Origin of the sequence: Pseudomonas citrullilanati (assembly GCF_030580855.1) — a bacterium.
GTDB lineage: Bacteria > Pseudomonadota > Gammaproteobacteria > Pseudomonadales > Pseudomonadaceae > Aquipseudomonas > Aquipseudomonas citrulli.
The window spans coordinates 20630-34043 of the sequence record NZ_JAUQOP010000026.1 but is presented as its reverse complement, the minus strand read 5'-3'; the positions used below and the strand labels follow the sequence as shown (position 1 = coordinate 34043).

Below are 13414 nucleotides of genomic sequence, written 5' to 3'. Positions count from 1 at the left end.
CGCTTCGCGCCCCAGCGGGGATAAATCCCCTCGCCACGGGTAGCCCTTCAGACGAGCAATTCCACCTCCCCCAAATGCCCCCCATGGGGCCCGAAACTGCGCTCGACCAGGTGCCGTGTCCCATCGGCATGGACGATCAGCGCTGTACTCGCCCGCGTCCCATAGGCGGGGCTGGCGATGAACACGCTCGACAGCAGTGTCTCGGTCGCCAACCCCACGCCGGTGTCCGGCAATTCAGCCACCGGGGCGGGATGTGGGCCGCCCAGCAGCGCCAGCAATGCCTCGGGACGTGGATCGTCCAGCACTTGCGCCAGCGCAGCGCGCGCCTTGAGCAACTTGGGCCATGGGGTGTCCAGCCCGGCGTTCGATAAACCGTAGACCCCCTCGGCCAATCGCTGGGGCTGGGTATCGCGGGCGTTGTGGTGCCACAGCTCGGAGCCGTCGCCGAGCAGCAGGTTGAAGCCACCGTATTCGCCGGCGCGGGGCACGACTTCCCCCAGGTAGTCGGCGATCGACAGATTTGCGGTCAGGAACCGCGCCACCAATTCACCCCGCGACTTGAAGGCCGGCAATTGGCCTGGATCACGGATGTTGGTCAACGCGGCAAAGCGGCCCTCGGCACCAACGCCCAGCCAGGTGCCACCGGCCTCGAGATCGCGCCCGGCATGAACGTGCGGCGCATCGGGCCACTGGCCCAGGGGCAAGGTCGGCCGGGCGTAGAACTCGTCGCGGTTGGCCGCCAGGACCAGCGGCTGGGCGTGGCCGGGACGCCAGGCAAATACGATCAGGCACATCAGGTTGTCCTGTTAAAAAGGCCAGTCGGCAGGGAACGAAGCGAACACCGTTGTGGCGAGGGGATTTATCCCCGCTGGGTTGCGCAGCGGCCCTAAAACCTGGCAACGCGGTGTACCCGATTGATTGAGTTGAAAATCTCGGGGCTACTGTGTAGCCCAACGGGGATAAATCCCCTCGCTACAGAGGTTATCTGTAAGTCCATCATGGACCACTCTACCCACACATCCCCCATGCTTCCATCGCCTTAAGTGGAGCCCAAGGCCATGGATCCGTTACCATGCCGCTCTTGTTTCGGGGATGGCTGGGGGAGACGCTGGTGGAATTCGTGCTCTATCTGCTGCTCGGCGCCTGTGCCGGCGTGCTGGCCGGGCTGTTCGGCGTGGGCGGCGGGATGATCATCGTGCCGGTGCTGGTGTTCAGCTTCACGTTGCAGGGCTTCGATCCGCAGGTCCTGACGCACCTGGCCGTGGGCACCTCCCTGGCGTCGATCATCTTCACCTCGGTCAATGCCGTGCGCGAGCACCAGCGCAAGGGCGCGGTGCGCTGGCCGATCTTCGCCTGGATGACCCTCGGGATCCTGGTGGGGGCCGGTGTCGGGGCCATCACCGCCGAGGCGATTTCCGGCCCGAACCTGCAGAAGATCATCGGTGTGTTCGCCATGGTCGTCGCGGTGCAACTGGCCCTGGACTTCAAGCCCAAGGCCAGCCGCACGGTGCCGGGCAAGGCCGGGCTGACCGTGGCCGGTACGGTGATCGGCTGGGCCTCGGCGATTTTCGGCATCGGCGGCGGTTCGTTGACCGTACCGTTCCTGACCTGGCGCAGCGTGCCGATGCAACAGGCGGTGGCGACGTCATCGGCCTGCGGCCTGCCGATCGCCCTGGCCAGTGCGACAAGTTTCATGATTCTGGGCTGGCACGATCCACTGCTGCCGCCCCATAGTCTCGGTTTTGTGTATTTGCCGGCGCTGTTGGGCATCGCCCTGACCAGCATGGTCTTCGCCCGCTTCGGCGCGCGGCTGGCCCATCGCCTGTCACCGCGCTTGCTCAAACGGCTGTTCGCCGCTTTGCTGTTCTGCGTGGGCTTGAGTTTCCTGCTCTGACGCAATCCTGGCTTAATCCCGAGGTGGCACGGTCGCCCGGGTATTTTTGACGTTTACGAGGAATATCAATGCTGCCTTACCCGCAGATCGATCCGGTGGCCCTGGCCATCGGCCCGCTGAAAATCCACTGGTACGGCCTGATGTACCTGGTCGGCATCGGCGGCGCCTGGCTGCTGGCGTCGCGACGGCTCAACCGCTTCGACCCGACCTGGAACAAGGAGAAGCTCTCCGACCTGGTGTTCTGGCTGTCCATGGGCGTGATTGTCGGCGGGCGCCTGGGCTACGTGCTGTTCTACGACCTGAGCGCCTACCTGGCCAACCCGACGCTGATCTTCGAGGTCTGGAAGGGCGGCATGTCGTTCCACGGGGGGTTCATCGGCGTGATGCTCGCGGCGGTGTGGTTCGGCAAGCGCAACAACAAGTCGTTCTTCGAGCTGATGGACTTCGTCGCGCCGATGGTGCCGATCGGCCTGGGCGCCGGGCGCATCGGCAACTTCATCAATGCCGAACTGTGGGGCAAGCCAACCGACGTGCCATGGGCGATGGTCTTCCCGCCGTTCAGCGACCCGGCGCAGTTGCCGCGCCATCCGTCGCAGCTGTACCAGTTCGCCCTTGAAGGCGTGGCCCTGTTCCTGATCCTCTGGCTGTTCTCGCGCAAGCCGCGGCCCACCATGGCGGTGTCGGGCATGTTCGCACTGTTCTACGGGATCTTCCGCTTCATCGTCGAGTTCGTCCGGGTACCGGACGCCCAGCTCGGCTATCTGGCGTGGAACTGGCTGACCATGGGCCAGGTGCTGTGCCTGCCGATGATCGTCGGCGGCCTGGTACTGATCTGGCTGGCTTATCATCGTGCGCCGGCTGCGGCGGCCAAGGCTTAAGAAAATCGAACCCCGGGGCGCTGGCCCCGGGTTCAAGGACACAGGTAACCCATGAAGCAATATCTCGATCTGGTGGCCCACGTCATCAAGAACGGCACCAAGCAAGCCAACCGCACGGGCGTGAACACTATCAGTTTCCCCGGGGCGATGCTGCGCTACGACCTGAAGGACGGTTTCCCGGCCATCACCACCCGCAAGATGGCGTTCAAATCGGCCATCGGCGAGATGTGCGGCTTCCTCCGTGGCGTCAACAACGCCGCCGAGTTCCGGGCACTGGGCTGTAAGGTCTGGGACCAGAACGCCAACGAAAACGCCCAGTGGCTGGCCAATCCGTTCCGCCAGGGCGATGACGACCTCGGCGAGATCTACGGCGTGCAATGGCGCAAGTGGCCAGCCTACAAGCAGATCCCGGTGAACAATCGGGCGGCCATCGAGCAGACGCTGGCCCAGGGTTACCGGCAGATCGCCGAAGGCGAAGAAAACGGCCAGGCCTACGTGGTGCTGTACAAGGCCATCGACCAGGTTCGCCAGTGCGTCGACACCATCATCAAGGACCCGGGCAGCCGGCGCATCCTGTTCCATGGCTGGAACTGCGCCCAGCTCGACGAGATGGCCCTGCCGCCGTGCCATCTGCTCTATCAGTTCCACCCGAATGTCGAGACCCGGGAAATTTCCCTGACCCTCTACATCCGCTCCAACGACCTGGGCCTGGGCACGCCGTTCAACCTCACCGAGGGCGCCGCGCTGCTGAGCCTGATCGGCCGCCTGACCGGCTACACGCCGCGCTGGTTCACCTATTTCATCGGCGATGCGCACGTCTACGAAAACCACCTGGACATGCTCAACGAACAGCTCACCCGCGAACCGTTCCCGATGCCCAGGCTGGTGATTGCCGAACGGGTGCCGGAGTTCGCCAAGACCGGCGTGTACCAGCCCGAGTGGCTGGAGCGGGTGGAGCCAAGCGACTTCAGCCTCGAAGGCTACCAGCACCATGCGCCGATGACCGCGCCGATGGCGGTCTGAAAGAACCCCATCATCGCCCCTGTGTACGGACCTGTGGGGGCAAAGCTTGCTCGCGATGGAAACGCCTCGATCCGTCAGAAGATCGCGTTATCGTTCATCGCGAGCAAGCTTTGCTCCCACAGGCTTACACCAAGCTTTGCTCCCACAGGCTCACACCAAGCTTTGCTCCCACAGGCTCGCCATAGGCGGCACTGTGTATTCGGATTGGCGGCAAGGGCTCAATGCCCGTGACTGCGCCCCACATGCGAGGGCTCTGCCTCCGGCACCACCGCCCCGCTCACCTCCAGGCGCTGCAAGATCCCACACTGTTCCAGGTCCGGCCCTTCGCCACAGCGATGGCGCAGGTCGATCAGCTGTGCCTGCAAGGCCAGCAGGCCATCGATGCGCGCCTTGACGTGGTGGATGTGTTCATCGATCAGGGCATTGACGCTTTCGCATTGGTCCTGGGGGCTGTCGCGCAGGGCCAGCAGGCTGCGGATTTCCTCCAGGGTCATGTCCAGGGTTCGACAGTTGCGGATGAACGTCAGCCGCTCGGCGTGGGCCTGGGTGTAGACGCGGTAGTTGCCGTCGCTGCGGGCCGGTTCCGGCAGCAGGCCTTCGCGCTCGTAGTAGCGGATGGTTTCGACCTGGCAGTCGGTGATTTTCGCCAGTTCGCCGATCTTCATGGCAGTGCCTCCCGAATAGGTGCTTGACCCTATAGTGGCTACAGGGTCTTTACTGTGCAACAGGCACTTTTCACGGACGCAACCCGATGAGCGATTCCCTTCATACCCACAAGCCGGACCACGGCCATGACCACGGGCACTCCTGCTGCTCCACGAAAGCAGCCCCGTCGGTGGTCAAGCTCGGCAAAGCGCCGACAGACGGCGCGCGGTCGAGCAGTTTTCGCATCGAGGCGATGGACTGCCCCACCGAACAGACGCTGATCCAGAACAAGCTCGGCAAGCTCGGAGGCGTGCAGCAGCTGGAATTCAACCTGATCAACCGCGTGCTGGGCGTGACCCATGACCTGCCCGACGACGCGCCGATCATCAAGGCCATCGAATCCTTGGGCATGCAGGCCGAGCCGCTGGTGCCGGGGCAAGAGAAACCCACCCATCAACCGCCGGCCCCGGCCAAGCCCTGGTGGCCGCTGGCGCTGTCCGGCGTCACGGCCCTGGCCGCCGAGGTCATCCATTTCACCCATGCCGCGCCCAGCTGGGTGGTGGCCGTGGTGGCGCTGGTGTCGATCCTCAGCGGGGGCCTGGGCACCTACAAGAAGGGCTGGATCGCCCTGAAGAACCGCAACCTGAACATCAACGCGCTGATGAGCATCGCCGTGACCGGCGCCGTGCTGATCGGCCAGTGGCCGGAAGCGGCGATGGTGATGTTCCTGTTCACCGTGGCCGAACTGATCGAAGCCAAATCCCTGGACCGGGCGCGCAACGCCATCAGCGGCCTGATGCAGATGGCTCCGGAACAGGCCACCGTGCAGCAGGCCGACGGTCGTTGGCAGGTGCAGGAGGTCAAGGCCATCGCCCTGGGCACGCGGGTCCGGGTTCGCCCGGGCGAGCGCGTGGCCCTGGACGGCGACGTGGTCGCCGGTCGCTCGACCCTCGACCAGGCGCCGATCACCGGCGAAAGCCTGCCGGTGGAAAAAACCGTGGGCGACAAGGTGTTCGCCGGCACCATCAACCAGGCCGGCGAACTGGAATACACCGTCACGGCGGCCGCGAACCAGTCCACCCTGGCGCGCATCATCCACGCCGTGGAACAAGCCCAGGGCTCGCGGGCGCCCACCCAGCGTTTCGTTGATCAATTTTCAACCTATTACACCCCGGCGGTGTTCGCCCTGGCCCTGGCAGTGGCGGTCATCCCGCCGCTGTTCATGGGCGCCCCGTGGTTCGACTGGATCTACCGGGCGCTGGTGCTGCTGGTGGTGGCCTGCCCGTGCGCGCTGGTGATTTCCACGCCGGTGACCATCGTCAGCGGCCTGGCGGCAGCGGCGCGCAAGGGCATCCTGGTCAAGGGTGGCGTGTACCTGGAGGGTGGCTACAAGCTCGACTACCTGGCCCTGGACAAGACCGGCACGATCACCCACGGCAAGCCGGTGCAAACCGACTGCGTGGTGCTGGACGCGACCGTGGAAACCACCGCACCGGCCCTGGCCGCCGCCCTCGCCGCCCGCTCGGACCACCCGGTGTCCCGGGCAATCGTCGACGCGGCTGTGGATAAGAACGCCCCGGCGCGGCCTGTGGATAACTTCCAGGCACTGCCGGGACGGGGTGTACGTGGCGACATCGACGGCCAGACGTATCACTTGGGTAACCACCGCCTGGTGGAAGATCTGGGCCTGTGCTCTCCCGAACTGGAAGAACAGCTCTTCGCCCTGGAAAAACAAGGCAAGTCGGTGGTGCTGTTGCTCGACGCCAAGGGCCCCCTGGCGCTGTTCGCCGTGGCCGACACCGTGAAGGAATCCAGCCGCGAAGCCATCCGGCAATTGCACGACCTGGGCATCAAGACCCTGATGTTGACCGGCGACAACGCCCACACCGCCGATGCGATCGCGGCGCAGGTGGGCATGGACCAGGCCCGGGGCGACCTGCTGCCGAGCGACAAGCAGCAAGCCATCGAAGCGCTGTACGCCAAGGGGCACCGGGTCGGCATGGTGGGTGACGGCATCAACGACGCCCCGGCCCTGGCCCGCGCGGAAATCGGCTTCGCCATGGCGGCGGCCGGGACCGACACGGCCATCGAGACCGCCGATGTCGCGTTGATGGACGACGACCTGCGCAAGATCCCGGCCTTTATCCGCCTGTCGCGGCAGACGTCGAGCATCCTGAAGCAGAACATCGCCCTGGCGCTGGTCATCAAGGCGATTTTCCTCGGGGTGACCTTCGCCGGCCTCGCCACCATGTGGATGGCGGTGTTCGCCGACATGGGGGTGAGCTTGCTGGTGGTGTTCAATGGGTTGCGGTTGTTGCGCAAGTAAAAGGCCGGGGTGACAGGGCTGGCCTCATCGCGAGCAAGCTTTGCTCCCACAGTTGGAGCTTTGTGAATACAGAGTTTTGAACTCACTGCAGATCTGCTGTGGGAGCAAAGCTTGCTCGCGATGGGCTGCACAGCAGCCCTGAGGGCTCAACACCCATTCAGTCACGCTTGGGCTCGCGAATCTTGTACCAGGCCACATACAACGCCGGCAGGAACAGCAAGGTCAGCAGGGTAGCGATGATGATCCCGCCGATCATCGCGTAGGCCATCGGCCCCCAGAACACTTCGCGGGCGATCGGGATCATCCCCAGGCTCGCGGCGGCGGCCGTGAGCAGGATCGGCCGGCGCCGATGCTCGGTGGCTTCCACCACCGCGTCCCAGGGCTCGTAGCCGTCGCGCTCGTACTCGTCGATCTGGGTCACCAGGATCACCGAGTTGCGGATGATGATGCCGATCAGCGCCAGGATCCCCAGGATCGCCACGAAGCCCATGGGCGTGCCCGTCGGCACCAGCGCCAGGACCACGCCGATCAGGCCGAGGGGAGCCACGCTCGCCACCAGGAACAGCTTCTGCACGCTGTGCAGCTGGATCATCAGGAAAGTCGCCATCAGGAACAGCATCAGCGGAACGACGCTGGCAATCGGCCCCTGGGCCTTGCTGCTTTCTTCCACCGTGCCGCCGGTGGCGACCTTGTAGCCCACTGGCAAGCCGGCGGCGAACTTGTCGATGTCCGGTTGCAGCTGCTTCACCAGGTCGGTGGGCTGGATCTCGTCGCGCACTGCGGCCTTGATGGTGATCGTCGGCTTGCGGTCGCGACGCCACACCAGCGGCTGCTCCAGCTCGTAGCGCACAGTGGCGAATGCCAACAGCGGGATCGAGACACCACCGGGGGTGACGATCTGCAGGTTCTGCAAGGTTTCCGGCGAGCCCCGCTCGGCGTCGGTGGCGCGTCCCACCACGTTGATCAGGTAGATATCGTCGTCGACCTGGGTCACGGGCGAGCCGCTGACGATGCTGTTCATCAGCCGCGCGACGTCATCGGAGGACAAGCCCAGTTGCCGCGCCTTGTCCTGGGCGATGTCGACGCGCAGCACCTTGCCCGGCTCGTTCCAGTCGTAAATGATTTCGCCGATGTGCGAGTTCTTGTCCAGTTCGGTAGCCAGTTCGATGGCGTGCTTGCGCACCTGGTCGATGTCCTTGCCGCTGACCCGGTATTGGATCGGCCGGCCCACCGGCGGGCCCATTTCCAGGGCCTGGACGTAGCTGCCGATGCCGACGAAATCCTCGCGCAAGCGTTTTTGCAGGCGCTCGGTGAGGGCCGTGCGCGATTCCAGGCCCTTGCTGACGATCACCAGTTGCGCGTAGTACGGGTTCTGTAGTTGCTGGTCCAGGGGCAGGTAGAAGCGAATCGCGCCTTCGCCGATGTAAGTGCTCCAGCGCTCGATGTCCGGGTCACCCTTGAGGGTGGCTTCCAGGCGATCGACCGCCCGGCGCGTCTCGTCCATCGAGGCGTTTTGCGGCAGGTTCAGGTCCACCAGGATCTCCGGGCGGTCCGAGGACGGGAAGAACTGGTTCTGCACGAAGCGCATGCAGAACACCGCCAGCACGAACAGCAGCACGGTGATGCCGATGGCCCACCAGCGATTGCGCATCGCCCACAGCAGGCCGCCGTTGAACGCCCGGCCGATCCGCCCCGGCTCGGTGCTATGGGGTTTCACGTTGGTGCTGAGGATGTGCACGCCGATCACCGGTGCGAACAGCACCGCGACGATCCAGGACACCAGCATCGCGACGGCGATAACGGCGAACAGGGTGAAGGTGTACTCGCCGGCGGAACTGGCGTTCAGGCCGATGGGCACGAAACCGGCCACGGTCACGAGGGTCCCGGTGAGCATCGGGAACGCCGTGGAGGTGTAGGCAAAGGTGGCCGCCTGGTCCTTGCTGTCGCCTTTCTCCAGGCGCGTGACCATCATCTCCACGGTGATCATCGCGTCGTCCACCAGCAGCCCGAGGGCGATGATCAACGCGCCGAGGGAGATCCGCTGCATGGTGATGCCGCTGTACTCCATGAACAGGAAGACCATCGCCAGCACCAGCGGGATCGAGCAAGCCACCACCAGCCCGGCGCGTATGCCCAGGCTGATGAAGCTGACCACCAGCACGATGACCACTGCCTCGAACAACGCGCTGGTGAAGCCGCCGACGGCCTCCTCCACCACCTCGGCCTGGTCCGACACGGTGTGCACGCCCACGCCCACCGGCAGGTCGGCCGTCAGCTCGGTCATGCGTGCGTGCAATGCCTTGCCGAACTGCTGGATGTTGCCGCCCTTCTTCATGGCGATGGCCAGGCCGATGGCCGGCGTGCCGTTGAAGCGGAACATTGGGGTGGAGGGGTCGACGTAGCCGCGACTGATATCGGCGATGTCAGCCAGGCGATAGAACCGATCGTTGAGCCGCAGGTTGACGTTGGCCAGGTCTTTTTCCGACTGGAACTGGCCGGAGGTGCGCACGGAAATCCGCTCGGGACCGGCGTCGATCACCCCGGCGGGGGTCACCGCGTTCTGCGATTGCAGGCTCTGCACCACCTGGCGCTGGTCGATGCCCAGCGCGGCGAGTTTGCGCGTGGAGAAGTTCAGGTACAGCACTTCATCCTGCTCGCCGATCATTTCCACCTTGCCCAGGCCCGGCACGTCGCGGATTTCGGCGCGGACCTGCTCCACGTAGTCACGCAACTGGCGCATCGACAAGCCGTCGCCGGTGAAGGCATACACCGAACCGTACACGTCGCCGAATTCGTCGTTGAACCCCGGCCCCTGCAAGCCCTCGGGGAAGTCGCCGCGAATGTCGTTGATCTTCTTGCGCACCTGGTACCAGATCTCGGGGATGTCCTTGGCGCTGGTGGTATCGCGCAGGTACACGAACACCGTCGACTCCCCCGGACGGGTGTAGCTCTTGACGTAGTCGAGGGAGTCGAGCTCTTCGAGTTTCTTCTCGATGCGATCGGTGACCTGCTTGAGGGTTTCCTCCTGGGTCGCGCCGGGCCAGCGGGTCTGGATGACCATGGTCTTGATGGTGAACGACGGGTCTTCTTCACGACCCAGGTTCAGGTAGGAAAACACCCCCATCAGCAACGCGACGAACATCAGGTACCAGACGAACGACTGATGCCGCAGGGCCCATTCGGATAAGTTGAAAGGCCCTTTCATCGTGCGTCCTCGTCCAGTTTCACTTTCTGCCCCGGCTTGAGGCTGTTCACGCCGGCGCTGACCACGCGGTCGCCAGGCTTGATGCCATTGGCGACCAGCACCGAGTTCGCCGAACGCTCGATGATCCGCACCTCGCGCGGCGTTACTGTCTGGCTCTGCGGATCGATCAGCCAGATCCGGGCCTTGCCATCAACCTCTTGCAGCGCACTGAGGGGCAATTCGATCCGCGGCTCGATGGCCGAACTCAAGGTGACGCTGATGGCCGTGCCCAGGCGAAAGCCCGGCGGCGTCTCGGTCAGCGTCAGCCGGGCGCGGCGCGTGCGAGTGGCACTCTGGGCCTGGGGTTCGATCTCGCGGACGATGGCGGTGGTGTGGGTGGTCGGGTCCAGTTGCGCGGCGACTTCGAACACCACGTCGGCGGGCAGCCGGTCGACGAGGTCGGCCGGCAGGTCGATCACCGCTTCCTTGATGTCCGGGCGGGCCAGGGTCACCACTTGCTGGCCGGCGGTGACCACCTGCCCGACTTCGGCGTTCCAGGCCGTGACGACCGCGTCGTGATCGGTGTGCAGTTCGCTGTAGTTGAGTTGGTCACGGGCTTGCGTCACCGCCGCCTTGGCTTGTTCGAGGGCGGCGCCGGTGGTCTTCAGGTCGGTCTGGGCGATGTCCAGTTGCGCCTGGGCGCCCACGCCACGGTCGAACAATTGCTGCTGGCGACGGGCATTGGCCTGGGCATTGATGTACTGCGCCTCGATCCGCGCCAGGTCGCCCTGGGACGCGCGCAACTGGTTCTGCTGGTCGGTGGGGTCGAGGGTGGCGAGCAAGTCGCCTTTCTTCACCTCGGCACCGACGTCGACATTGCGGCTGGCGATTCGCCCCGGCACGCGGAAACCCACGTTGGTTTCGTAACGCGCCTGGATATTCCCGGCGAAGCGTCCAAGGGCCTGTTGGTCCAAGGCCTGGACCTCGACCGACAACACCGGGCGCACCGGCTCGGGCGGGGTTTCTTCCTTCGAACAGGCGACCAGGAGCAACGCCGCCAGGAGCGTCCATGGACCTTTCATGGCTGGGCTCCTGTCGGGGATTTCGCGGCAGTGTTGTCCGCTATTTCGACGCGTACGCCGGGATGCAGCAACTGCCCGCCCGCGGTGACGACTTTCTCGCCGCCCTTGAGCCCGTCGCTGACGATGACCTTGCCCGTCAGGTAACGGCCGACGGTGACCGAATGCAGCTGCGCCTTGCCCTCGCCATCCACCAGCCACACGGCCGGTTCACTGAGGTTCTTGGTCAATGCCGACCAGGGCAGCTCGACGGCGGTCTTGCCGGCGGATTTGGCCGTGGCGCTGACCACCGATCCCAGGCGCATGCCTTCGGGCAGGCTGTCGAGGGTGACCTTGACCTGGACCGTGCCGGTCTGGGCGGACACCGCCGGGGTGATCTCGCGGACCTTGCCGGTGGTCTGGATGGCCGGGTTGTCCAGCAGGCTGATGACAATCGCCGGATCCGAGGGCGGCTCACGCAACAGCGATTCGTAGATATTGAACACCGCCTCGCGCTCGCCGTCCTGGGCCAGGCTGAAAATCGGCTCGGTGGCCTGCACCACCTGGCCCACTTCGGCCTGGCGCGCCGTGATGATGCCCGGCATCTCGGCCACCAGCGCGGTGTAGCTCAGTTGTTCGCGGGCATTGGCCAATTGGGCCTGGGCCGCGGTCAGGGCGCTCTGGCTGCTGCGCAGTTGCGCCTGGGCCGTGTCATATTCGCTCTGGCTGGTGTAGCCCTTGGGCAGGAGTTTCTGCTGGCGCACGAACGCCGCCGCGCTCTGCTTGACCCGTGCCTGCTCGGCGGCCACCTGGGCCTCGGCGGAGTCGACGTTGGTCTGCAAGTCACGCGGGTCGAGCCGGGCCAGCACTTGCCGGGCCGAAACCCGGTCGCCGACATCCACCTTGCGCTCGATGATCTTGCCGCCCACGCGAAACGAAAGATCGGTCTGCACCCGCGCCTGGACATCACCGGTCAGCGTCACCGAAGCGGCGTATTCGCTGGGCACGGCCTGCTGCACGAACACCCGTGGCAAGGCTTTTTCCGCAGGTTTTTCATCACCGCATCCCGCCAACAGCGCGCACAAGCCCAGGCCAACAACCAGTTTGATTCGGGGACCACCCATGCAGACTCCTTGCATTGCACGAACGTGCCAGTGACGATACGACTGTGAGCTTAGAACAGGGTTCCACGGATGCACAGACGCTAACCAGGCAGCAGGAAATCGCCCATGCTCAAAACCCTCGCGGTGGCCAACTACCGATCCATCAACAAGCTGGTGATCCCGCTGGGCCGGCTGAACCTGATCACCGGCCCCAACGGCAGTGGCAAGTCCAACCTGTACCGCGCCCTGCGCCTGCTGGCTGAAACCGCCCAGGGCGGGGTGGTCAACGCCCTGGCCCGCGAAGGGGGATTGGATTCGACGTTCTGGGCCGGGCCGGAACAAATAAGCCGGCGCATGCGCAACGGCGAAGTGCCTGTCCAGGGCATCGTGCGACAGGGCACCAAGCGCCTGCGCCTGGGCTTTACCGGTGAAGACTTCAGCTATTCGATCGCCCTGGGCTTGCCCGAGCCCAGCCGCTCGGCGTTTTCCCTGGACCCTGAAATCAAGCGCGAATGCATCTGGGCCGGGCCGGTGTTTCGTCCCGCCAGCCTGCTGGTGGACCGCAACGGCCCGATGATCCGTGCCCGCGAGGGTCGCGCCTGGGATGTACTGGCCCAGCACACGCCGACCTTCGACAGCCTGTTCGACCAGGTCGGCAGCCTGCGCAGCTCGCCGGAAGTGTTCCAGATGCGTGAATTCATTCGGCGCTGGCGCTTCTACGACCACTTTCGCAGCGACGCCGATGCCCCGGTGCGCCAACCGCAACTGGGCACCCGCACGCCGGTGCTGCACCACGATGGCCGCGACCTGGCCGCCGCCCTGCAGACCATTCTTGAAATCGGCGACGGCGAGGCGTTGCACGCAACCATCGGCGACGCGTTCCCCGGCGCCAGGCTGCACGTCGAAACACTGCAAGGGGGGCGCTTCGCGATCGCGTTCCAGCAGCATGGCTTGCTGCGCCCGCTGTCCGCCGCCGAACTGTCGGACGGCACCCTGCGCTACCTGTTGCTGGTCGCCGCCCTGCTCACGCCACGGCCACCGTCGCTGATGGTGCTCAACGAACCCGAGACCAGCCTGCACCCCGATCTGCTGCCCGCCTTGGCACGGCTGATCATCCGGGCTTCGGCCAGTTGCCAGGTCTGGGTGGTGTCCCATGCCTCGCGCCTGAACGCCGCCCTGAAACAGGATGAGCAGTGCAATTGCATCGTCCTGGAAAAGGAGCTGGGGCAGACCGCGATTGTCGGGCAACGGGCGCTGGACGAGCCGGCGTGGCATTGGCCGGATTGATCAGGGCCAGACAGAC

10 protein-coding genes are annotated in these 13414 nt (G+C 65.1%); 5 read left to right on the top strand and 5 right to left on the bottom strand.

Annotated features, from left to right (window positions below):
* Positions 1 to 47: 47 nt before the first annotated feature.
* Positions 48 to 794 carry an NRDE family protein gene (locus Q6A48_RS17275; RefSeq protein WP_304555354.1) on the bottom strand — a complete coding sequence of 249 codons (747 nt, stop codon included), beginning with the start codon at positions 792 to 794 and terminating at the stop codon, positions 48 to 50.
* A 317-nt stretch (positions 795 to 1111) separates the two neighbouring features.
* Here Q6A48_RS17275 and Q6A48_RS17270 point away from each other — a divergent pair, with 317 nt between their 5' ends.
* The 3 genes from Q6A48_RS17270 (at position 1112) to Q6A48_RS17260 (ending at position 3795) form a co-directional block, all read left to right on the top strand.
* Entirely contained in the window at positions 1112 to 1894 is a 783-nt protein-coding gene (locus Q6A48_RS17270; protein ID WP_304555402.1) for a sulfite exporter TauE/SafE family protein, read from the top strand.
* A 68-nt stretch (positions 1895 to 1962) separates the two neighbouring features.
* Positions 1963 to 2772 (top strand): prolipoprotein diacylglyceryl transferase, encoded by an 810-nt coding sequence (gene lgt, locus Q6A48_RS17265; RefSeq protein WP_042730278.1) that lies wholly within the window; start codon positions 1963 to 1965, stop codon positions 2770 to 2772.
* A 51-nt stretch (positions 2773 to 2823) separates the two neighbouring features.
* A complete protein-coding gene (locus Q6A48_RS17260) occupies positions 2824 to 3795 on the top strand; it encodes a thymidylate synthase (RefSeq protein WP_304555353.1) in 972 nt (323 codons plus the stop codon).
* 218 nt (positions 3796 to 4013) lie between these two features.
* Here Q6A48_RS17260 and cadR read toward each other — a convergent pair whose 3' ends face one another.
* The gene (cadR, locus tag Q6A48_RS17255; RefSeq protein ID WP_304555352.1) at positions 4014 to 4460 is read right to left on the bottom strand and encodes a Cd(II)/Pb(II)-responsive transcriptional regulator; all 447 of its coding nucleotides are present in this window, start codon (positions 4458 to 4460) and stop codon (positions 4014 to 4016) included.
* An 86-nt stretch (positions 4461 to 4546) separates the two neighbouring features.
* Between cadR and Q6A48_RS17250 the strand changes: the two genes are divergently transcribed.
* Positions 4547 to 6766 (top strand): heavy metal translocating P-type ATPase, encoded by a 2220-nt coding sequence (locus Q6A48_RS17250; protein ID WP_304555351.1) that lies wholly within the window; start codon positions 4547 to 4549, stop codon positions 6764 to 6766.
* Between the two features lie 157 nt (positions 6767 to 6923).
* Here the strand turns inward: Q6A48_RS17250 and Q6A48_RS17245 are convergent, their stop codons facing one another.
* The 3 genes from Q6A48_RS17245 to Q6A48_RS17235 are packed head-to-tail and all read right to left on the bottom strand — an operon-like array spanning position 6924 to position 12132.
* The gene (locus Q6A48_RS17245; protein WP_304555349.1) at positions 6924 to 9971 is read right to left on the bottom strand and encodes an efflux RND transporter permease subunit; all 3048 of its coding nucleotides are present in this window, start codon (positions 9969 to 9971) and stop codon (positions 6924 to 6926) included.
* Positions 9968 to 11032: an efflux RND transporter periplasmic adaptor subunit gene (locus Q6A48_RS17240; protein WP_304555348.1), complete on the bottom strand. Its 1065-nt coding sequence runs from the start codon at positions 11030 to 11032 to the stop codon at positions 9968 to 9970. Before Q6A48_RS17240 ends, Q6A48_RS17245 begins: the two co-directional genes overlap by 4 nt.
* A complete protein-coding gene (locus Q6A48_RS17235; protein WP_304555347.1) occupies positions 11029 to 12132 on the bottom strand; it encodes an efflux RND transporter periplasmic adaptor subunit in 1104 nt (367 codons plus the stop codon). The genes Q6A48_RS17240 and Q6A48_RS17235 overlap by 4 nt, the downstream gene beginning before the upstream one ends.
* Positions 12133 to 12237: 105 nt before the next feature.
* Here Q6A48_RS17235 and Q6A48_RS17230 point away from each other — a divergent pair, with 105 nt between their 5' ends.
* Positions 12238 to 13398 (top strand): AAA family ATPase, encoded by a 1161-nt coding sequence (locus Q6A48_RS17230; protein WP_304555346.1) that lies wholly within the window; start codon positions 12238 to 12240, stop codon positions 13396 to 13398.
* The last annotated feature ends 16 nt before the right edge of the window (positions 13399 to 13414 follow it).

Excerpts from the sequence above, each read along its gene's own strand:
- Q6A48_RS17260 (WP_304555353.1), top strand. The coding sequence starts at position 2,824 with ATGAAGCAATATCTCGATCTGGTGGCCCACGTCATCAAGAACGGCACC.
- Q6A48_RS17275 (WP_304555354.1), bottom strand. The coding sequence starts at position 794 with ATGTGCCTGATCGTATTTGCCTGGCGTCCCGGCCACGCCCAGCCGCTG.
- cadR (WP_304555352.1), bottom strand. The coding sequence starts at position 4,460 with ATGAAGATCGGCGAACTGGCGAAAATCACCGACTGCCAGGTCGAAACC.
- Q6A48_RS17230 (WP_304555346.1), top strand. The coding sequence starts at position 12,238 with ATGCTCAAAACCCTCGCGGTGGCCAACTACCGATCCATCAACAAGCTG.
- Q6A48_RS17250 (WP_304555351.1), top strand. The coding sequence starts at position 4,547 with ATGAGCGATTCCCTTCATACCCACAAGCCGGACCACGGCCATGACCAC.
- Q6A48_RS17240 (WP_304555348.1), bottom strand. The coding sequence starts at position 11,032 with ATGAAAGGTCCATGGACGCTCCTGGCGGCGTTGCTCCTGGTCGCCTGT.
- lgt (WP_042730278.1), top strand. The coding sequence starts at position 1,963 with ATGCTGCCTTACCCGCAGATCGATCCGGTGGCCCTGGCCATCGGCCCG.
- Q6A48_RS17235 (WP_304555347.1), bottom strand. The coding sequence starts at position 12,132 with ATGGGTGGTCCCCGAATCAAACTGGTTGTTGGCCTGGGCTTGTGCGCG.
- Q6A48_RS17245 (WP_304555349.1), bottom strand. The coding sequence starts at position 9,971 with ATGAAAGGGCCTTTCAACTTATCCGAATGGGCCCTGCGGCATCAGTCG.